Annotated in this window: 18 protein-coding genes; 5 read left to right on the top strand and 13 right to left on the bottom strand. The window is 65.3% G+C overall.

What is annotated here, in order from left to right:
• Positions 1-16: 16 nt before the first annotated feature.
• From ACWKWX_RS30895 to ACWKWX_RS30865, 7 genes are all read right to left on the bottom strand, one after another.
• Entirely contained in the window at positions 17-979 is a 963-nt protein-coding gene (locus tag ACWKWX_RS30895; protein ID WP_416425019.1) for a FecR domain-containing protein, read from the bottom strand.
• Positions 976-1,497 (bottom strand): sigma-70 family RNA polymerase sigma factor, encoded by a 522-nt coding sequence (locus ACWKWX_RS30890; RefSeq protein ID WP_473002986.1) that lies wholly within the window; start codon positions 1,495-1,497, stop codon positions 976-978. Before ACWKWX_RS30890 ends, ACWKWX_RS30895 begins: the two co-directional genes overlap by 4 nt.
• Before the next feature lie 255 nt (positions 1,498-1,752).
• Positions 1,753-2,226, bottom strand: coding sequence for a hypothetical protein (locus tag ACWKWX_RS30885; RefSeq protein ID WP_416425017.1), 474 nt, complete (start codon positions 2,224-2,226; stop codon positions 1,753-1,755).
• 217 nt (positions 2,227-2,443) lie between these two features.
• The gene (locus ACWKWX_RS30880; RefSeq protein ID WP_483829731.1) at positions 2,444-4,897 is read right to left on the bottom strand and encodes a TonB-dependent siderophore receptor; all 2,454 of its coding nucleotides are present in this window, start codon (positions 4,895-4,897) and stop codon (positions 2,444-2,446) included.
• 91 nt (positions 4,898-4,988) lie between these two features.
• Positions 4,989-5,942, bottom strand: a complete 954-nt coding sequence (locus ACWKWX_RS30875) for a FecR domain-containing protein (RefSeq protein ID WP_483829730.1) — start codon at positions 5,940-5,942, stop codon at positions 4,989-4,991.
• 26 nt (positions 5,943-5,968) lie between these two features.
• Positions 5,969-6,514 carry a sigma-70 family RNA polymerase sigma factor gene (locus tag ACWKWX_RS30870; protein ID WP_483829729.1) on the bottom strand — a complete coding sequence of 182 codons (546 nt, stop codon included), beginning with the start codon at positions 6,512-6,514 and terminating at the stop codon, positions 5,969-5,971.
• A gap of 158 nt (positions 6,515-6,672) precedes the next feature.
• Complete coding sequence (locus ACWKWX_RS30865; protein ID WP_483829728.1) at positions 6,673-7,479, bottom strand: alpha/beta fold hydrolase; 807 nt, start codon at positions 7,477-7,479, stop codon at positions 6,673-6,675.
• Positions 7,480-7,668: 189 nt separating this feature from the next.
• On the opposite strand from ACWKWX_RS30865, the gene ACWKWX_RS30860 reads away from it, so the two are divergent.
• The 3 genes from ACWKWX_RS30860 to ACWKWX_RS30850 all read left to right on the top strand — a co-directional run bounded on the left by ACWKWX_RS30860 (position 7,669) and on the right by ACWKWX_RS30850 (position 11,061).
• On the top strand, positions 7,669-9,615 hold the full coding sequence (locus tag ACWKWX_RS30860) for a hypothetical protein (protein WP_483829727.1): 1,947 nt from the start codon (positions 7,669-7,671) through the stop codon (positions 9,613-9,615).
• Between the two features lie 154 nt (positions 9,616-9,769).
• Positions 9,770-10,720, top strand: coding sequence for an SEL1-like repeat protein (locus ACWKWX_RS30855; protein WP_483829726.1), 951 nt, complete (start codon positions 9,770-9,772; stop codon positions 10,718-10,720).
• 101 nt (positions 10,721-10,821) lie between these two features.
• Positions 10,822-11,061, top strand: a complete 240-nt coding sequence (locus ACWKWX_RS30850; RefSeq protein ID WP_483829725.1) for a hypothetical protein — start codon at positions 10,822-10,824, stop codon at positions 11,059-11,061.
• Between the two features lie 94 nt (positions 11,062-11,155).
• On the opposite strand, the gene ACWKWX_RS30845 is transcribed toward ACWKWX_RS30850, so the two are convergent.
• Positions 11,156-12,382 (bottom strand): MFS transporter, encoded by a 1,227-nt coding sequence (locus tag ACWKWX_RS30845; RefSeq protein ID WP_416425009.1) that lies wholly within the window; start codon positions 12,380-12,382, stop codon positions 11,156-11,158.
• A 262-nt stretch (positions 12,383-12,644) separates the two neighbouring features.
• Between ACWKWX_RS30845 and ACWKWX_RS30840 the strand changes: the two genes are divergently transcribed.
• Entirely contained in the window at positions 12,645-13,409 is a 765-nt protein-coding gene (locus ACWKWX_RS30840; RefSeq protein WP_473002928.1) for a hypothetical protein, read from the top strand.
• Positions 13,410-13,669: 260 nt separating this feature from the next.
• On the top strand, positions 13,670-13,924 hold the full coding sequence (locus tag ACWKWX_RS30835; RefSeq protein ID WP_473002926.1) for a hypothetical protein: 255 nt from the start codon (positions 13,670-13,672) through the stop codon (positions 13,922-13,924).
• Between the two features lie 62 nt (positions 13,925-13,986).
• Here ACWKWX_RS30835 and ACWKWX_RS30830 read toward each other — a convergent pair whose 3' ends face one another.
• From ACWKWX_RS30830 to ACWKWX_RS30810, 5 genes are all read right to left on the bottom strand, one after another.
• A complete protein-coding gene (locus ACWKWX_RS30830) occupies positions 13,987-14,853 on the bottom strand; it encodes an urea carboxylase-associated family protein (RefSeq protein ID WP_483829724.1) in 867 nt (288 codons plus the stop codon).
• A gap of 11 nt (positions 14,854-14,864) precedes the next feature.
• The gene (locus tag ACWKWX_RS30825) at positions 14,865-15,542 is read right to left on the bottom strand and encodes a GntR family transcriptional regulator (RefSeq protein WP_416425005.1); all 678 of its coding nucleotides are present in this window, start codon (positions 15,540-15,542) and stop codon (positions 14,865-14,867) included.
• Entirely contained in the window at positions 15,539-17,041 is a 1,503-nt protein-coding gene (locus tag ACWKWX_RS30820) for an amino acid ABC transporter permease/ATP-binding protein (protein ID WP_483829723.1), read from the bottom strand. The genes ACWKWX_RS30825 and ACWKWX_RS30820 overlap by 4 nt, the downstream gene beginning before the upstream one ends.
• A 15-nt stretch (positions 17,042-17,056) precedes the next feature.
• Complete coding sequence (locus ACWKWX_RS30815; protein ID WP_483829722.1) at positions 17,057-17,899, bottom strand: transporter substrate-binding domain-containing protein; 843 nt, start codon at positions 17,897-17,899, stop codon at positions 17,057-17,059.
• A 209-nt stretch (positions 17,900-18,108) separates the two neighbouring features.
• On the bottom strand, positions 18,109-19,014 hold the full coding sequence (locus ACWKWX_RS30810) for a LysR family transcriptional regulator (RefSeq protein ID WP_483829743.1): 906 nt from the start codon (positions 19,012-19,014) through the stop codon (positions 18,109-18,111).
• Between the last annotated feature and the right edge of the window lie 30 nt (positions 19,015-19,044).

Raw genomic sequence — 19,044 nt, 5'->3', positions numbered from 1 at the left:
AACGCTTGCGGAAATTTTATCGGCGCCCGTCGCGAGCCACCACCGAGACCCAATAGCGGGTGCGCCGAACGACCTGTACCGGGAAGGCACTCTGCAGCGCCTCCAGTGCATGGTCGGTGTCGTCGATAGGGAACGACCCCGACACCTTCATCCTGCCAATCTGCGGATCGCATTGGAGAATGCCGGTGCGATATCGGGACAGGCGGGAGATCAGGCTTGCCAGAGGCTCATCGATCGCGATCAGGTGACCCTGTTCCCACGTTGCCACCGTCGCATCATTGAGACGCAAGGGCTGAGCACCACTTGGTCCGAATCGCACCTGCTGGCCCGCTTCAAGCCGGATGCCCGGGGCAGCACCGACCGTCAGCTCAACCGCTTTTTCCAACACCGACACGTTAGCGCCGACATCATCCACAGTGACAGCGAAACGCGTTCCCAGCGCGAGCACCCGCCCATAGCGAGTTTCGACCATGAAGGGGCGTCGTTGCTGATCACTGCCCGTTGTCACCAGGATTTCTCCTCGGCGTAGCGTCAGCAGGCGATGTTGATTGTCGTACTGCACATCTACCGCGGTGTCAGTGTCGAGCAACATTCGTGTGCCATCTGCCAGGTTGATCTCGCGCCGCTCTCCCACTGCACTTCGGTAGTCGGCCATCCACTCGCGACGGGTATCACTGCGCCATGCTGCACGACCCAATGCCCCTGTGCCGAACAACAGCGCAAGCCCACTGAGTACCTGTCGACGGGACTGAGCGACGCCGAGCAGTGTCGAGGATGCTACCCGTCGGGGTAGCTGCCCCATGGCATCAGTCACGGTTTGCATCCGCTCCCACGCCCATTGTCGTTCGGGATTGCCGTCATGCCACTGGTGCCATTGCAAACGCTGCTGCTCACTGGCCTCGCCAGAGGCGAGCACTGCGTACCAACGCGCCGCCTCGCGGATCGCGTCACGCTGTGCGCGGCTTGGCCCTGAATTCATACGTCCAGTTCCAGTTGCATCAAACAGCAGTGCTCCATGGCCTTGGCCATGTGGTAATTGACAGTGCGAACCGACAGACCCAATTGTTCGGCAATCTCTTTATACGTAAGGCCGTCGAGTTGGGAGAGGATAAACACCTGGCGCACCCTAGCCCCTAGGCCGGCGAGCATCCGATCAACTTCAAGCAGGGTCTGGAATACAATCGCCTGTTCCTCGAGGCTGGGCACTTCGGCAGGGGGCAAGCAGGCGAGGGTGTCCAGGTAGATCCGCTCCAGGGAGCGGCGCCTGAACAGATCAATCATCAAACCCTTGGCCACGGTTGCCAGATACTGTCGCGGATCCCGTATATCCTGGGCGTTGCATGCCTTGAGCACTTTCACGAACGTGTCCTGGGCCAGGTCGGCCGCATCGCTGTGGCAGGCCTTACGTCTGCGCAACCAGGTGCGAAGCCAGGAATTATGTTCTACGTAGAGATTGCCGACGATGGCGCTTGAGGGGGAAGACACGGCAAAAGCCATCCAGCTGCTTAGTGGGAATAGGTTGCATTATCGTTTGTAGTGCTGAACGGTGGCAATAGGCCTTGGTCAGGGAACTAGCGTCCGCTCCTGCCCGGTCGCAGTCACCACTATCGGCCGAAACGGCCTCAACAACCCTTGCCCATTTCCTCATACCTACCATCGACGAGCTGGCTCCCCTCGCTCCACACCAAGCTCGCTGTCATCCGGCGTCATGCACGTCTCCCTGCTAAACCGCCGAAGCGCGCCGAATCATGCTCAAGCCCACGCATACTCAGTCAACCTTTTGAATTCTGCCAAGGCGTCTTGAAATTGACCCCTGTGGAATGAGGCTCGTTGATTGGTCTCGTTCCAGTTCACGGCGGTGATCACGCCGGAAATGGTGTCGAGTGCTCTACCAAAACGCGTCCAGCTGACAATGTCGCCGCTTATTACTTGCTCCACTACCGCGACCGTACAGCTCAAATCCATGTCATCCGCGCAGACCAACAGCGGCACGATCGTCGAGCCGTCTTGTGCGCCGGGTTCGAGCACTTGCCATGCGTATCGAAGGTGGTCGTCGTCAATCAACCAACCTTGTGCAGGGACCAGACCCTCGGTGATGTCATTGCCCGCGCTGTCATACGCGATGCCTTTGATCCAGTTGTCCAGTGGAATGGAGTCAAGCGTGAAAACCGGGTGGGGGGCCGTAGCGTGTTTCGATTGGTGCATCGTTGCGCTGATGATATTCATGCCGGCTCATGCCTTGAAAGCGGAAGGGGCAAGACTATCAAAAACCAGGTTGGCAGCACCGAACACCTCGGTTCCAAGCTGTGGCAAGGCTGATAACCGGCGTCGACGGAGGGGCGGCTTCTGACCGACAGCATCCTCCGCCGACGGTTGCTTTCAACCCACAGCCGCCTTTCGCCAAGTGACATGCCAGCGTCTGCCGCCAGCATGCCTACGCGGTCTAGAAGTTCCCTTTCAACGTCACCATATAGTTGCGCGGATCACCGTAGTAGTTACCGCCAGTGCGGTCGCCGATGGTCGCGTAATAGGTCTTGTCGAAGAGGTTGTTACCGTTGAGCGCGACGCTCCAATGGTCGTCGATGCGGTATTGCAGCCGGGCGCTCCACAGCGCATAGCCGGCCTGCTCGGTCTTGATGGTGCTGGAGAGGCGAGAGATGTCGCTTTGTGCAGTCACGCCGCCGCCCAGGGTCCAGCGGCTCAGGTCGCCGGCCAGTTGGTAGTCGCTCCACAGGCGCAACGAATGACGCGGAATGAGCGTGTTGTACGTGGTGCCATCACTCACCGCGACGTTCACGCTGCGCACTGGGCTTAACGTTTCGGTGGTGGTGTAGGTGTAGCCCGCGCTGACCTGGAGACGTTCCAGGGGCGATCCGTTGAGTTCCATCTCGACGCCTTGCGCGCGAACCTTGCCAGTGTCGATAGAGCAGGAGGCGCAGATCGAGGCATCGTTGACCGCCACGGCGGCGTGTTCCTGATAGGTGCGGAACAGGCTCATCGAGCCATTGAGCCCACCGTCGAACCACTCGCCCTTGATACCCAGTTCGTAGTTCTTGCCGGTCTTGGGGTCCAGCACCTTGCCGCTGGCGTCGGTGTAGGATTGTGGTTGAAAGACGTCGGCGTAGCTGGCGTACAGCGTCAGGTTGGGCGTCAGGTCGAAGAGAATGCCGGCAAAGGGCGTGACTTGGCCGGTTTCCCTGCGCTCGTCGGCAGGTGCAACGCCATATGCGTGGCTGTCATTGGTGTAGTGCCAGTCGCTGACGCGGGCGCCCAGTACCACGGTCAGTGGCTGGGCGAGTTTCACGCGCAGGTTGGCGTAGAGCCCTTGCTGCTTGACGGTGGTCTTGCTGGGGTACGGCCAGCCGCCACGGTAGCTGTTGTTGATGATATAGCTGTCGCTGGGCTCGACGAAGTGGGTGGGGTTGAACACGTCCGAGCGTTGCTGCATGAACGCCAGCGCCCAGGTGTCATGGCTGTGGGAGTAGCTGGTGTTGGCGCCAAGGGTCAGCTCATGCTCGAGGCCCCAGGCGCGGAATTTGCCGTCCAGGTAGCCATCGAAACCATAGTCAACCGAGTCGTAGTCAAACAGCCCGGCAATGGACTGGATCGAGGAGGACGTCGCACCTGGCGCGACGGTACCGACGCCTATGCCTTGTACGTATTTCATGTCCTGCAGGTTGTGGGAGTAGACCCCGGCAAGGCGTGTGCTCCAGTCATCGTTGAGGCGGTGTTTGACGTCGGCAAAGACTGTGGTGCGTTCACTGTCCCAGTGGTTCCAACTGGCGCCCAGGCAGGTCGAGCGCTTGAGCTTGATGTCAGAGCCATCGCTGTAGCTGGGCAGGCCGCCGAAGCAAGGAGTGGCCTGCAGCTTCTCGTAAGCTATGCCGATACCCGCGGTGGTGTCGTCGTTGAAGTCATAGTCCAGCGCGCCGTAGGCCACCTGGTCCTCGCGCTTGCCGTAGTCGTAAAAGTAATGCCGGCTTTGCTCGCCCACGATGGCACGGCCGCGCAGGGTGCCATCCGCGTTGAGAGGGCCGCCCACATCAACCTGCGTGCGGTAGTTGTCCCACGTCCCGCCCGATAGGGTGAGGGTGGTGGAAGGTGTGGCCTGGCCGCGTTTGCGCACCAGGTTGACCGCGCCGGCCGGCGTGCCGGCGCCTTGCATCATGCCTGCGGCCCCTCGCAGGAATTCGACGTGATCGTAGAATGCCATGTCGCTGCTGAAGCTGTTGGCCTGGACGTAGTTGCCGCCGATGTCCAGCGGTACACCATCGAACTGGAACGGCGCGTCCATCTTGAAACCGCGGGAGTAGAAATATTTTCCCCCCATGGGCGAGCCGGACACAGTAACGCCGGGCGTCTGCTCCATCACCTGATCGATGGTGTTGAGGTTTTGGTCATCCATACGCTTGCGGGTAATGACGGTCACCGATTGCGGTGTCTCCTTGATGCTGTGCTCACCTTTACCCAGTGTGATCGCACCGGTGGTGTAGGACCCCGTACCTTCGGTGACCGAGCCCAACCGACCGTTGATGTTGGTTGCAGCCAGCTCCAGGGCGGAGACGTCTGCCACTTGCAACCGGTATTCATTGTTACCGATCACCTGCGCCGTGAGCCCGGTACTGGCCAGCAGCATCGTCAGCCCGGCGTTGACGTCATAGCGGCCATGCAGGCCCTGGCTGCTGCGTCCCTGCGCCATCTCGCTCATGCCCACCAGATAAATGCCTGATTCAGCGGCGAAGCGCGACAGCACGTTGCTGAGCGGGCCGGAGGGTATGTCGTACTCGCGGGTTGCCGTTTCAGCGGCCAGGGTCATGGCGCTGGGCAATGAGCAGGCGGCGAAGGTCAGCAGGGAAGCGCACAAACCTAGGGGGGCGCAACGGGGACGATAAAACATCGGTTCCTTGTCCTCAAGACGATGAGATGGGTTGGGTTCACTCCTAAACCCGGCGAGGCCCTGAAAAGCGGAACCGTATTGAAAAAAATCTTCAGGGCTTGCTGTTGCTGGCGCTGATGGTGATCCACCAGGGCATGCGCCGGTCAACGTTGATCGGCAGGGACGAGGCGAGGATGGAAAGCGCGGCGTCGACATCACGCACCGGCAGGGTGCCGAAGACATTCAACTGCGCCACCGCAGGATCTATGGCGATGTGGCCGAACCAATAGCTCGACAGTTCGTCGAGCACCTGGCCCAGAGGAATGTCCTGGGCCAGCAACATGCCCCCAGACCATGCCCGCCTTGCAAGGTCTGCCGGGGCAGTCGGTGGCAGCGGGCCCACCGCGACGCTCTGCCGGCGACCCGCCTGAACGACCCGGTTCTCACTGCTGTCGGCACGGCTGACTTCAACAGCGCCCGCGAACACCGTCAGCTCGGTGGCCTGGTCGTGCAGCCGTACGCTGAATTCGGTGCCCAACGCGCGGAAGCGACCTTGCGCGGTCCTGACAATAAACGGCCGCTCGGCATCGTGTGCAGTCTCGATCAGCACCTCGCCCATGAGCAGGTGCACCAGGCGATGGCTGCCCGAGAAGTCAATGTCAAAAGCAGTCGTGGTGTTTAGCCACACGCCGCTGCCATCCGCCAATTGCACGTGCCTCAGCTCGCCGATGCCGCTGCGGTAATCGGCGACCAGGCTGGCACCCCAGGTGGGCAGCGGCGTCAGGCGCCAGCTCGACCAGAAGGCACCTATGCCGGCGAGTAAACCAAGGCTACGCAACACTGCGCGGCGCCTTACCCGCTGGTGCGCCAGCAACAGATCGTCGGCAGCGCGACGGCGGTCCGGCAACTTGTGCAAGGGGTCGAAGCGCAGGCTGATGGATTGCACTGCCTCCCATGCCACCCGATGGGCTGGGTCTGCCTCAACCCATTGATGCCAAGCCGCTCGCTGCGCCGGGCCGGCTTCGCCACAGCGTAATTCGGCGTACCACTCGGCCGCTTGCTCCATGACCTTGAACCCGGGTTGGCCAGGCATCAGCAGGGTGTCTCGGCACAGAGCGCCGTGGCTTCAGACGCCGCCTGCAGCTGCAGGCAGCCCAGCATCGCCCGCGCCACGTACTTGCGCACCATGCGATCGGACACACCCAGCTGGGCGGCCACTTCGCGGTCAGTCATTTGACACACCACCGCCAGTACAAACGCCTGCGCGGCTTTGGCGGGGAGCTCGATCAGCATCCGCCCGACCTCCTGCAAGGCTTGCAACACGGCCGCACTCTGTTCTGCCGACGGCGCGTAGCGCTCCGGTTGAGCGGCCAGGGTGTCGAGCCAGGCCTGTTCGATCTCTCGTCGCTGCCAGAGGTTGATGCACATGCCATTCGCGATCTTGCGAAGATAGCCGCGAGCGGCCAGTGCGTTGTCGAAAACAGGCTGCACAGGCTTCAGCAGCAGGCGCACAAAGGTGTCCTGCGCCAGGTCCGCCGCATCGACACTCGACCCCAGGCGCCAGCCCAGCCAGTGACGCAACCAGGCGTTGTGCTCAGCATACAGGCGCTCGACAGACGCAGAAGGCGGGTTCGACATTGAGGTGACTTACCTGAGAAATACTGGCGAAAGAGAACTTATATCATTTGCGGGCGGATTATTGAGAGTTTGATATTGAAATGCAATTGGTTCATCGCGCCCGTCCGCTCCCAGGCTCGCGTCCAGTTGCCGCGGACCCCGCCCAGCGCATGACAGCCTCAGCCGCCGACGAACACCGAACCCCGCAACGCCTCATCACCCCCCTCCCGACACAAAAACGCCCGCACCACCTCCGCCGTCTCCCTTGCACGCGTCACCACGAAAAAATGCCCCTCGTCCTCCATCACCCGCACTTCGGCACCCTTAATGGCACGCCGCAGGATGCGCGCGTTGTAGGGCTGGACCAGGGTGTCGCGATCACCGGCAAGAATCAGCGTGGGCTGGCGCAGCCGGTGCAGCCGCAGCAGGCTGGTCCAGCCCGCCAGGGCGGCCAGTTGGTAGTAGTAGGCGCCGGGGTTGGCGGTGAGCATGCCTTTGGTCACGCCGAAGTGCAGCAGCGACTTCAGTGAGTTGCGCGAGCCTTTTTCTGGCTGCCCCTTGACGTTGCTGCCGCGGCCGAGAAAGTCCAGCACGTCGCCTGGCTTCACCCACATTGCCGGGCCGGCCGAGGTGGCGGCCAGGATAAGCCGGCGTACCCGGGCCGGGTAGCGCAGGGCGAACTCCTGCGCCAGGGCGCCGCCCCAACTCACGCCGAACACATCGACCTGCTCCAGGCCCAGCTGCGTGAGCATCCCGGCAATCACTTCGGCATGGCCGGGCAGGCGCAGGGGCCAGCGGGGCGCCTGGGATTGGCCGACGCCGGGCACGTCGAGGGTGAGGGTGGTGTAGTCCGCCAGCTCGTCGCGCAGCGGGTCGAAGGTCGGCATCAAGCCGCCCAGGCCGTTGAGCAACAGCAGCGGTGCGCCCTGGCCGCGGACCGAGACGTGCAGTTGCAGGCCGTTGACCGTGAGTGTTTGCGTTGTCATGGGTAATTACTCCTGGTCACCCCTACACCATAGACGCTGCCGCCGGCGACGCAGTTGAAACGTTCTGTCGAGATAATTTCCTCCCCAGAGCCTCAGTGTCCGTGGACGGAAGTGGCATACTTCCACGCCTACCCAAGGCGCCAGGCGACAAATGCCGCCGCAAGCCGTCCTGTTTGGCAATGAGCGTACATGCACCCCGAACATCTTGACCTGTCCAGCCCCCTGTTCCTGCCTGTTACCCAGGAGACCTGCACACGCCTGCTGGCCGACGACGGCGCGGCCGGGCTTGCCGCCCTGAGTGCCCCGGAACTGGCGGCCGTGCTGGTGATCCAGAACCTGGCCCAGGCCGCGGAAAAAGACCTCAACGCCGCCGGCGTCGAGAAGGTGCTGGCCCGGCTGATCGCCTGGGCGGCCGCGGCGAAGCAGCCGGCGGGCCTGCTGGGCGAGGCGCAGCGGCTGTTCGACCAGGGCAAGCTGTACTACGGCCTTGAGGCCATCAAGCAGCTGCCGTTGCGGTTCCTCGAGGCCGAGGAGGTGGCGGCGCAGGCCTACCTGCTGCCGGGCGGCGAGTGGGACAACTGCTTCAGTGTGCGCCACCACCAGGCGAACAACCCGTACCGCGAGCAGGTGGTGACGGCGCGGCACCGGGAGCGCTGGCTGAGCGACGCCCAGGACAAGCTGGTGCGCACCTTCCGCGCCAACCTGGGCGAGGATTTGCATGTGCAAGGCTACGCGGGGGTGGGCAAGAGCCACCTGCTGGGGGCCCTGCTGGAGTTCCTCACCCCGGAGGCCACCCTGGTGCTGGCGCGCACGTCGGGCAAGCTCGAGGTGTTGCGTGGCCACATGGGCGGGCCGCGGGACAGGAAAGCGGGGGCCACCTTCGAAGGCTTTGCCTATGCGCTGCTCAAGCACTCCAGGTTTCGCCCGCCGAACAAGGTGGCCGGGCTGCCGACCGGGCAGGCGCTGGCGTTGGAGCTGAATATCCTGGGCTTTCGCGGCTACGACGCCCAGGCCACGCTGAACCTGTGCATCAAGGTGCTGGCGCGGTATTCGGGCTCCAGGGACTACAGCCTGGGCGCCGGCCACCTGCCGCATTTCCAGCAGGCGCTGAGCAGCACCGACACCCAGGTGTTGCTCGAATACGCCAGTCGCCTGTGGAGCTACCTGGACGCGAACCCGGCGTGGGCCGGGCGGGGCGACTTCGCCACGTTGCTGATGATCAAGCGGGCCAGCCTGGCAGGCAGCGTGGTGCCGGCGCGCTTCACCCATGTGCTGATCGACGAAAGCCAGGACATTCCCGCGTCGCTGTTGCAGATCATCGAGCGCGGCAAGCAGGTGTTGATCACCCTGGGCGACGAGTACCAGCAGGTCAAGGGGGCCACCGTGCGGCGCACGCGCGAGGTGCGCAAGAGTGACCTGAGCTATTCGGTGCGTTCGGGGCGCAACGTCGAGCGCCTGGTCAACCCGCTGATCTCCCGGCACTCGGCCAAGAGCAAGGTGTACTTCGAGGGCGCCCGCAACGCTGACGTGGGAGTGGAGCATTATCCCGAGGGCTTCGTGCCGCCTGACGGCTGTGCGGTGCTGACGGCCTCGCGCTGGGACACCATGCGCTGGGCCATGCAGCTGGAGCAGGCCAACTGTGCCTTCAGCCTGCCGGACAAGGCTGCCCAGGCCGACCTGCAGCTGTTCATGACCACGGCCATCACCCTGTTCAAGCCCGCGTTCTACAGCCGTGACCAGGCCGGCCACGCGGATTTCAACGAGCTGCTGGACTGGCGCCAGGTGCGCGAGGCCCATCAGTACGATGAAGCCTTCCTGTGGGTGGAGTCAGCGCTGGAGAAGGGCTTCAACCTGGCCGACATCACCCGCCTGAACCGCTTGCAGGTGCAGGCCGGCAAAGGCTGCGTGCTGTTGATGGCGCAGGACGCCGGCGGCATGGAGTTCGACCGCGTGCTGCTGACCCCCGAGCTGCTGACCACGGTGCAGTTCAAGGACGCCTACGCCTTCGACGAGCGGATCTGCGCGGTGTACATCGCCATTTCCCGGGCGCGGCAGCAGCTGTACCTGCCTTTCGACGTGGTGGAGTGGGTGGAATATCATAAGGGGCAGCTGTTCAGGGAGTTTCACGGGTACTGATGCGGCCCCAGACCGTCGCCGCTGCCGAAGGCTGCGCTGGCCAGCGCAGCGCCGGTGGCAGGGCCTGCGGCTGGATAGACATGGATAGGGAAATCATATGACAGCTTTCACACGGCAGTGGCGTCTCGCCCTGGCGTTATCGTTTTGTTGGCCAATGGCCGGTTGGGCGCAGGCAAACGTCGCCAGTGTCTGCCCGTCCCAGCGTTTCGAGCAATTTCTGCCAGCGTTTTCGGCGGACATTGGCCTGCAATCCGCTTTCCTCAAGCACCACGTGCGCGCGTTGCACCTGGTGCCTACCGCCGCAGGCGTCGTGCCCTACCAGCCGTTGGTGGACAGCCGGGCGCTGAAGTTTCCGCTCATGACCGCTATCGCGCACCCGCCGCTGGACTCGATCAACCTGGCGGCTGATGGCCTGTCTGCCACCTACACCGACAAGCGCGCAGGCCTGGGCAACATCAAGGTCTACACCTTCGCCCACGAGCGCTGCTGGGTGCTCACGGGTATCGAGGACTGGTCGGTACGCGATGCGCAGTTGAAGTTGCCCGGCACCGCCGGCATGTCACTGGCTGAACAGCGCTGCGCCGCCCGGGCGGATGTCTACGGGCAGCTTGGCGGCCCTGAGCGTTACCCGTTGACGGCCGAGTTTTTCCAGGCAGCGGAAGAATACTGGGTGTGCGCTGCCGGTTCGGGTGACCCGGATGCCAGCTACAGCGCGGCCAGCCTGAGCATGTCGGAAATGGCGCCTAACCTGGGCTATGCCGCTACGGAAAAGCTTTACCTGGCGGCCCTGAAGGGGCACCCCGACAGGGCCGCCATGCTGGCGTGGTATTACTGCGATGGTGGCGACCCGGCGGGCGCCGACACCTGCGTCGCCCCGGCGCAAGCCCGGGCCGTGTTGGAGCAAGGCGCAGCGACCGGCAATGCGCAAGCCCTGGGCTCCCTGGCCGAAGGGCTCGAGTCAGGGCGCCTGGGGCCCCCCGACGTGCGGCGTGCGCTGGCGTGCTACCGCGCCGCCGTGCAGGCTGGCAACAACGAGGCGAAGCCGGCGATGGATCGATTGCTCGCCAAGGGCGGCATCGCCGGCGAACCGGCTGGTTGCCTATAGGCACCCACCGCCCACCCGTCGGCGCCGCGGCACTTGCGCCGCTCCCCCAGCCTCCCACCTATAGGCGCGGATACCCCGCGCCCCCAAGGGGAGTCATCATCATGGTGAACACAACCAACGGACCAGAAGCCGCTTATCCAGGGCCGGATGACAACACGCCCGAGACGGGCGAAGGCCACGACTCGGGGCTTGAGCACGCCAGTTCCGAGCCGAAACAGGGGGCTGGCGAACGCCCGGTAGACTGGGATCCGCCGCCCGGCAACCCGTGGTCCGACCAGGATGCCCAGGTGGAGCGGGACAAGGGCAGCGCGAAGACCGACAGCCTGATCGACTCGGAATAGGTTTGAGTGTGTACAGCGGCCGATGGCTGACGCGGCCTGCGGCCGTTGCTACAGGCTCGTAGCAGCAGCCGCAGGCCGCGTCACAGGCACCGCATCAACCAGGCTGTACCGCCAGCTCATTGCTGACACTACGCCCCAGCACCAGCACCGTTACAAAGCCTGCGCCCACCAGCGCCGTGGCCAGGCTCAGCAGCATCGCGGTGCCGAACTGGTCGACGATGCGCCCGCCGAAGAACGAGCCCACGGCAATGATCACCTGGAACATCGCCACGAACAGCGGCATGCCGCGTTCCACGTCCTTGGGCGCGACCACGAACATCCAGATGCTGGCGCAGGCCGGGAAGGCACCGAAGGCGAAGCCCCACAGGCCGATCAGCATGGCCGCGCCGGTCATGCCGGTGGCGAAGTGCGGGAACAGGGCGGTGCTGGTGCCGATCATCACCGCCACCAGCAGCAGGGTGTGGCGCACGCTGCGGTTGGCGGCGAAGCCGGCGAACACGTTGCCCAGCACCCCGGCCACGCCGTAGAGCAGCAACAGCGAGCCAATGGTCGGCCCATCGAAGCCGGCGCTCTGCTTGAAGAACGGCGCGACGTAGGTGTACGCGGCAAAGTGCGCCAGGCCGATCAGCAGCACCGCAATCAGGCCAACCCGCGCCTGTGGGTTGATGAACAGCGCCGGCAGGTCACTGACGCGAATCGCCTTGTCGGGGTTGAGCCGCGGCAGCAGCAACACCTGCGCCAACAGCACCGGCACGCCCACCAGGGCGGTCACCAGGAAGGTCATGCGCCAGCCCATCAGGCCGCTGAGCCAGGTGCCCACCGGTACGCCCAGCACGGTGGCCAGGGTGACCCCGACCATGATGATCGAGGTGGCCTGGGCCACGCCCACGCCCTTGGGCGCCAGGCGGCCGCTGAGGGCGATGGCCGTGGCCCAGAAACCACCGATGCTGATGCCCAGCAACACGCGGCCGAACAGCAGCAGGCTGAAATCGCTGGCGTAGGCCACCACGGCGTTGGCGATGATCATGTTCAGGGTCAGGCCGACCAGCAGGTAGCGCCGGTCCATGGCGCCGATGCCCACCGACAGCAGGGGGGCGGCGAGGGCGGCCATGATGCCCGGCAGAGTCACCATCAAGCCGGCATGGCCGGCGCTGATGCCCAGGTCGCTGGCGACGTCGTTGAGCACGCCCACGGGCAGGAATTCACTGGTCACCAGGGCGAAGGCGCCCACGGCGACGGAGAGTATCGCCAGCCACTGCTGGAGCACGCTCTGTTGGTTATGTTCGGGACGGCCGCGAGGGGCCTGGCTAGCGCTTGGCATGGTACTGGGTTCCAAGTGGGGAAAGCCGCCTGAAGCAGGCGGGCGAAGCGGGGGGAAAGATTGGAGGCAATTATAGGGGGCGGCGTTGGCAGGCCGACAGGCGGTGGGTTCGATAGTAAACATCAGTGCGGTTGATAAAGTGCCTGCCGCACTATCAATAATGGCCTGTCTGCCGCCCCCTTATTGAATTAGCATGGGCGCGCCGAACCCTGCGCGCCCCGTGCCGGGAGGCCCTCCCAATCATGAATCTGCCAGCCCCGCCATGACTGCCTTCTACTTGAAACTGTGCGTTACCCCCGCCTTGATGCTCGCCATTTCCCTTGCCGGCAACCGCTGGGGCACTCGCCTTGCAGGCCTGCTCTCCGGCTTGCCGGTGACCTCGGCGTTGATCATGTTGTTCCTGACCCTGGAGCAGGGCAGCGGCTTCGCGCTGAGCGCCATTCCCGGCGCGCTGGCCGGGCTGTGCGCGGTGCAGGCCACCTACCTGTGTTACGTGGTGGTGGGCCAGCGGGCGCGCGTGCCGGTGGCGTGCGTGGCGGCCCTGGCCACCTACGGCCTGATGGCCGCGCTGATGAGTCACCTGGGCAGCCTGGCCCTGTCGGTAATGGTTACCCTGGCGTTGCTGGCGTCGATCATCATCGTCACCCGCGGCCAGCCCCAGGCCGCCCCGGCGCGCCTGGTGCAGGTGCCGCGCTGGGTGATCCCGATGCGCATGCTGACCGCCACCCTGTTGCTGCTGGCCATTACTGCCAGCGCCACCTGGCTGGGCCCCGTCGCCAGCGGCATGCTGGCGCCGATCCCGGTCATCGCCTGGCCGCTGGCGGTGTTCGCCCACGTCCAGGGCGGTAGCCAGGAAATGAGCAAGATCGTGCGCGGCAACGCCATCGGCGGTGTCGGGGTGCTGGGCTTTTACCTGGTGCTGGAACTGACCATGCTGGAGTGGGGCGGGTTGCCGTCGATCGCGGCAGCGGTGGTGCTGGCGGTGGTGGCGACGTTCGTGCTGGCCAGGGTGCTGGACCGGCGCTGAGCGGGGAGGGGGGATCAGCCTACATAGACTCTGGTAACCCCTGCAAAGTTCCTAACCTGTTGAAAATATTTAATATTTTTCATAATTGCAGCGAACTTTTGCTGACCCTGCGGTCTATCTGATGAGGTTCGTGTCAAAAATGACACATCAGACTCAACTGCCTTATCAGAGATTTCCAGACCATGAAATTCCATAGCCCTTCGATGGTACTCGCGGCCCTGCTTTCGTTGCTGACCGCGGGTGCCGCCGGTGCCACGCAAATGCCTGCGCCTGCCATCCAGGCCCCGGCGCCGGCTGCCGCCGTGCAAGGCGCCGCCAACCCATGGCCGAACCTGCTCGGCATGGCCAGCCAACAGCCTGGTGCGGTGCTGGCGTATGACGACCACCGCCGTGACGGCCACTGGCGTTCCCATCGCGAAGAAGTACGGCGTGCCCAGTGGCGCCGCGAGCAGGCCCGCCGTGAGGCCGAGCGCCGTCGCGAGTGGGAGCGTCGTCATCATTATCATCGCCGCTGAGGCGCTGCGGGCATGACGCGGCCTGCGGCCGCTGCTACAGGCAGCGGCCGCGGGGCGGCGTCCTACGCCTGCACCCCATGGCTACGGTCGTAGCCATTGACCTTTGGCGCGACCCAGCCTGCGGGTGTTTGCGCCGCTTCGTAGATCTCCACCAACAGCGGATAGCATTTGGCCGTGTCCGACGAGTGCTCGGCCGAGCAGTCGCCGCCCGGGCAGGCGGACAGGCAGCCCAGCAGGTCAATTTCGGCGAAGAACTCCAGGTAATCGCCAGGCTGCACCGGGCTGGCCTTCATGAAGTACTGGCCGGTGTCGCGGGTAAAGCCGGTGCACATGAACACGTTCAGCACATCATGCACATGGGGCTCGGCGTCGCGCAGGGTCAGCCCGGTAGAGGTCGACAGCGCGCGCGTCAGGTTCGAGTGACAGCAGTGGTGGTACTGGCCGCCGCCACTGAGCAGGTTATGGGTGTAAGGGTCGCAGCGCGTGCCGATCACGTCGTGGACCGAGCCGCCGAACTCGTCGAAACCGTACCAGTCGAGCGTGTCATGGGTGATGGTGGCCATGGGGCGCAGGGTGGGGAAGCTCGAGAACAGCTGGTCGCCGACCCCCAGGTGCGTGCCGTTGAGGGCGCGGGTCTTGCCGGTGTAGAAGCGCTCGGTCAGGTCATGCTGGTTGAACAGGTTCAGGTCGCCGACCTGGGGGCCTTCGGTGGACACAATGCGGAAAAAACTGCCGGCCGGCACGGTGAAGGTGGCGGCGTCGCGGGCGGGCACAACCACGGTCCTGACGTGCGTGAGACCGTCGCGCAAGGCGCGGTAGGCGCCGATGTCAGGGCGCGGCAGGGTCTCGACCGGGTAACACAGCACCGGCTTGATGGCCTTGCGTTGCGCGGCGTCGAGGGGAGCTTGGGTAAGCGGGGCAGGTTTCATGGGGTTCTCCGTCAGGTACGGGTAGGGTGGCTCAACAGGTCGAGCAGGGCGTGCTCGGAATCGTCGAGGTAGCGGTTCATGCTGTCTGCGGCTGCCTGGCGCTGGCCGGCCGCGAGCAGGTCATGGATTTCATGGTCGCGCTCCAGCCACGGGCGCTGGAAGTTCGCCTCGTCGGGGGCGACGGCGAACACCAGGCGCATCTGCGCCGCGATGTTGGTGAAGAACGCATCCAGCAGCGGGCTGCGTAGCAGGCCCACGATGTGCTGGTGGAAACGCAGGCTGTGGGTGCCGAACGCCTGCCAGTCCTCACGGTCGCGGGCCAACTCGGCGGCCTCGATGGCATCGAGCATGCGGTCGGACTGGTACTCGCGCAGCGGCTGGCTGCCCAGGATGGCCTGGATCTCCAGGGTGCGGCGCACCAGGAACAGGTCGCGCACCTCGGCCACGCCCAGGCGGCGCACCATCACGCCTTTGTTGCGCACGTAGGTAGCCAGGCCCTCGCGGCCCAGTTGGTGCAGGGCTTCGCGCACGGTGTTGCGCGAGGCGTTGTAGCGGTTCACCAGGTCGGCCTCGACCAGGGCCATGCCCGACAGCAGGCGGCCGCCGATGATGTCTTCGCGCAGCTCCTGGGCCACCTGGTCGGCCAGGGACAGGCCCTGGCTGGCGTGTTCGGGAAGTGGAAGGTTCATGCCAGCTGTACGTCCTTGAGGAAGCGGCCCATGCGTTCGCTGCGGTTGTCCAGCAGCTCGCGCGGTGCCCCGGTTTGCACGATCTGCCCGCGCTCCATGAACACCACGCGGTCGGAGACCTGAAAGGCGAACTTCATTTCATGGGTGACGATGATCATGGTCATGCCGTCGCGGGCCAGGTCTTCGATCACCTTGAGCACGTCGCCCACCAGCTCCGGGTCCAGCGCCGAGGTGGGTTCGTCGAACAGCATCACCTGCGGGCGCATGGCCAGGGCCCGGGCAATGGCCACGCGCTGCTGCTGGCCGCCGGACAGCTGGTGCGGGTACTTGCCGGCGTGCTCGCGCAGGCCCACCTTGCTCAGCAGTGCCAGGCCCAGGGCGTGCAGGTCGCCGTCAGCGCCGTGGCCGTGGTGGCGTGGGGCGAGCAGCACGTTGTCGAGCACGGTCTTGTGCGGGAACAGGTTGAAGCCCTGGAACACCATGCCCACCTGGACGATGCCGGTCATGTGCACCCGCGGCCCCAGGCCGCCGCCGGCCTCGCCGCTGCCACGCAGGAACGGCGCGCCGCACAGCTCCACGGTGCCGGCGTCCAGGCCTTCCAGGCCGTTGAGCGTACGTATCAGCGTCGTCTTGCCCGAACCCGAAGGGCCGATGATCGACACCACCTCGCCAAAGCGCACGTCCAGGTCGATGCCCTTGAGCACTTCCAGCGGGCCGTAGTGCTTGCGCGCGCCGCGCACTCGCAGCGCGTGTTCGCCCAGGCGCACCGGCGTGGCCGGTTGCACGGCGGTGCCGGCGGCGCTGTCGGCCACCGCGCGGGGCGTGCGCTGGCTGACGTCCAGGTAGCGCTCCAGGCGCCGCAGCAGGTAGCTGAACACCGTAACAATCAGCACGTAGTAGAAGGCCACCGCGAGCATGGTTTCCATCACCAGGAAGTTCTGCGTGTAGAGCTGCTGGCCCACCAGCAGGATCTCCGACAGCGAGATCACCGACACCAGCGAGGTCAGCTTGACGATGGTGATGTACTCGTTGGCCAGGGTCGGCAGCGCCACCCGCAGCGCCTGCGGGATGACGATCAGGCGCTGCACGCCACCGTAGCGGATGCCCAGCGCCTTGCCGGCTTCCAGCTGGCCCTTGTGCACCGCCAGCAGGCCGCCACGGTGAATCTCGGCAATGTAGGCAGCCTCGCTCAGCACCAGGGCGATCAGCCCGGCGGCGTAGGGGTTGGACAGCAGCACGCTGGTGGCTGGGAACACCTGGGGCAGGTTGTAGACGAAAATCAGCAGCACCAGCAGCGGCAGGCTGCGGAAGAACCAGATGTACAGGGCGGCGGCGCGGTTGAGCGCGCGCTTGGGCGATTGCCGGGCCAGGGCCAGGGCGAAGCCCAGCACGATGCCCAGCACCCAGGTTTCCAGGCTCAGTTGCACCACCGTGCCCACGGCCTTCCAGAAGTCGCCGTTGACCAGCAGGCTGGCGGCGTAATGCCAATCGAATTGCATGGGGATTACTCCGGTTTACTGCGCGGCTTGCGGGTTCTGGCCCAGGGCCTGGGCGATCTCGGCAGCGCTGGGTTCGCCCAGGTTGTACTGGGTCAGCAGGGTCTGGTATTCGCCGCTGGCTTTCATGGCGCTGAAGCCCTGGCGCAGTTCGCCCAGCAGGGCGTCGTTGCCCTTGCGCACCGCCAGGCCGATGACCACGGGGTAGATCAGCGTGTTGGAGCTGATGGTGACCCGGCCCTTGAGCTTGTCGGTGGTGATGCGCGCCACCGCGGCGTCCTCGAACTGCACGTCCACGGCCTTGGCCAGCAGCGCCTGGGCGGCTTCCGGCGAGGTGGGGAATTCACGCGAATCGATCGGCGCCTGGCCGTTGGCCTGGCAGTAGTCCTTCGACAGGGCCGCCAGCTTGGGAATCCACGAGCCGCCCTTGATCGAGGCCACGCGCTTGCCGCACAGGTCCTGGGGCTGCTGGGGGCGGAAGCTGTCGTCACTGCGCACCATCAGCGAGGCGCCGCTCTTGAGGTAGGGCAGGAAGTCCACCTGGGCGGCGCGCTCGGGCGTCACGTACAGCGCCGAGGCCACCAGGTCGAAGCGCCGCGCGTTGACGCCCATCACCAGGTTGGCGAAGCGCGTGTCGACGAACTGCGGCTGCAGGTTCAGGTGGCTGCCCAGCAGCGTCATGAACGCCGGGTCGAAGCCGGCGGGCTTGCCTTGCGCCAGGTACGTGTAGGGCGGGTAGGTGAGGTCCGAGCCGATGCTCAGGCGTTGCGGCTGCAACGTAGCCTCGTCGGCCTGGGCGTGGGCGGCGGCAAGCAGGGACAGGGCGAGAAGCGAACGGGTGAGGCTGGCACGTCTGGACATCGGGAAGCTCCGCTGAGAGATGATTGTTCAACAATCCTTGCGGAGTGAGTAATCAATACCCGTGCCAAAACTCGTAGCAGCGGCCGCAGGCCGCGTCCTGATCTTGTGGGAGCTGGCTTGCCAGCGAGCTGTTGGGGCCATAAAAGCTCGCTGGCAAGCCAGCTCCCACGAGACAGTCGGTGATACGCGGGTGGTTGTGGTGCCCTTGTTTAGCGCAGGTGCACCTGGCCGGGGCGCAATCCCTGGGCGTGTTCGGCGGCGGCCGCGCGTGCCAGGTCTACCAGGCTTTCCACGGTCTCCAGGCCGACGCCGGCGCGCCAGCTGGCGAACATCTCAAGGTCGGCCGGGGCCGGTTGCACGTCCAGGCACTGCAGGCTGCCGTTGGCCAGCGCGCTGCTGACCAGCGCCGGGGGCAGGGCGGCGATGCCGAAGTCCTCGGCCAGCAGCCGTTCCATGGCCGCCACCGAGTTGATGCAGCACAACCGTGGTGCACGCAGGCCGTGGGCGTGCAGCAGGCCGAGCAGGTCCTGGTGCGGGCGCGAGTGACGGGAAAAGGTGATCAGTCGTTGGTTGGCCAGCAGCGCCAGGTTGTCAGCCTGGTGGGCGCTGCCCGGGCGGGCCAGCCAGGCCATGGGGTAGCTGGCCAGGTGGGCGTTGCGCAAGCCCTCGTCGGGCAGCGGGTCGGTCTGCAGCACCAGGTCCAGCTGGCCGCGGCGCAACTGCTCGGCCAGGTTGCGCGCGGTGTCGGCCTGCAGGTCCAGCTCCAGGGCCGGGCGCAAGGCATCGATGCGCTGGATGAACGGCCCCAGCCAGGTGTGGATCACGCTTTCCATCACCCCCACCCGCACTCGCCCGGGGTGGCCGGCGTCCACCGCCTGGCGCAGCGCCTGGGTGCTGTCCAGCACCTGCTCGGCATAGCTGAGCAGGGCCTGGCCGCGCGGGGTCACGGTGGCGCCGCGGGCGTCGCGCTCGAACAGGCGCACCCCCAGTTCGTCCTCCAGCGCGGCGATGCGGTTGGACACCGCCGCCTGGGTGCTGAACAGCTTCTGCGCGGCCAGCCGAAAGCTGCCCAGGCGCGCGACCCAGATGAAGGTTTCGAGGAACTTGAGGTTCATGGCGGCGGCTTCCGGCGGGCGGGCGTTCAT

Source organism: Pseudomonas imperatae, assembly GCF_057128625.1.
The sequence above is the reverse complement of the archived record's forward strand: the minus strand, read 5'-3'. Positions and strand labels throughout refer to the sequence as shown.

Excerpts from the sequence above, each read along its gene's own strand:
- ACWKWX_RS30845 (WP_416425009.1), bottom strand. The coding sequence starts at position 12,382 with ATGCCAAGCGCTAGCCAGGCCCCTCGCGGCCGTCCCGAACATAACCAA.
- ACWKWX_RS30850 (WP_483829725.1), top strand. The coding sequence starts at position 10,822 with ATGGTGAACACAACCAACGGACCAGAAGCCGCTTATCCAGGGCCGGAT.
- ACWKWX_RS30860 (WP_483829727.1), top strand. The coding sequence starts at position 7,669 with ATGCACCCCGAACATCTTGACCTGTCCAGCCCCCTGTTCCTGCCTGTT.
- ACWKWX_RS30870 (WP_483829729.1), bottom strand. The coding sequence starts at position 6,514 with ATGTCGAACCCGCCTTCTGCGTCTGTCGAGCGCCTGTATGCTGAGCAC.
- ACWKWX_RS30825 (WP_416425005.1), bottom strand. The coding sequence starts at position 15,542 with ATGAACCTTCCACTTCCCGAACACGCCAGCCAGGGCCTGTCCCTGGCC.
- ACWKWX_RS30815 (WP_483829722.1), bottom strand. The coding sequence starts at position 17,899 with ATGTCCAGACGTGCCAGCCTCACCCGTTCGCTTCTCGCCCTGTCCCTG.
- ACWKWX_RS30880 (WP_483829731.1), bottom strand. The coding sequence starts at position 4,897 with ATGTTTTATCGTCCCCGTTGCGCCCCCCTAGGTTTGTGCGCTTCCCTG.
- ACWKWX_RS30835 (WP_473002926.1), top strand. The coding sequence starts at position 13,670 with ATGCCTGCGCCTGCCATCCAGGCCCCGGCGCCGGCTGCCGCCGTGCAA.
- ACWKWX_RS30865 (WP_483829728.1), bottom strand. The coding sequence starts at position 7,479 with ATGACAACGCAAACACTCACGGTCAACGGCCTGCAACTGCACGTCTCG.
- ACWKWX_RS30840 (WP_473002928.1), top strand. The coding sequence starts at position 12,645 with ATGACTGCCTTCTACTTGAAACTGTGCGTTACCCCCGCCTTGATGCTC.
- ACWKWX_RS30855 (WP_483829726.1), top strand. The coding sequence starts at position 9,770 with ATGGCCGGTTGGGCGCAGGCAAACGTCGCCAGTGTCTGCCCGTCCCAG.
- ACWKWX_RS30890 (WP_473002986.1), bottom strand. The coding sequence starts at position 1,497 with ATGGCTTTTGCCGTGTCTTCCCCCTCAAGCGCCATCGTCGGCAATCTC.
- ACWKWX_RS30875 (WP_483829730.1), bottom strand. The coding sequence starts at position 5,942 with ATGGAGCAAGCGGCCGAGTGGTACGCCGAATTACGCTGTGGCGAAGCC.
- ACWKWX_RS30820 (WP_483829723.1), bottom strand. The coding sequence starts at position 17,041 with ATGCAATTCGATTGGCATTACGCCGCCAGCCTGCTGGTCAACGGCGAC.
- ACWKWX_RS30895 (WP_416425019.1), bottom strand. The coding sequence starts at position 979 with ATGAATTCAGGGCCAAGCCGCGCACAGCGTGACGCGATCCGCGAGGCG.
- ACWKWX_RS30885 (WP_416425017.1), bottom strand. The coding sequence starts at position 2,226 with ATGAATATCATCAGCGCAACGATGCACCAATCGAAACACGCTACGGCC.
- ACWKWX_RS30830 (WP_483829724.1), bottom strand. The coding sequence starts at position 14,853 with ATGAAACCTGCCCCGCTTACCCAAGCTCCCCTCGACGCCGCGCAACGC.
- ACWKWX_RS30810 (WP_483829743.1), bottom strand. The coding sequence starts at position 19,014 with ATGAACCTCAAGTTCCTCGAAACCTTCATCTGGGTCGCGCGCCTGGGC.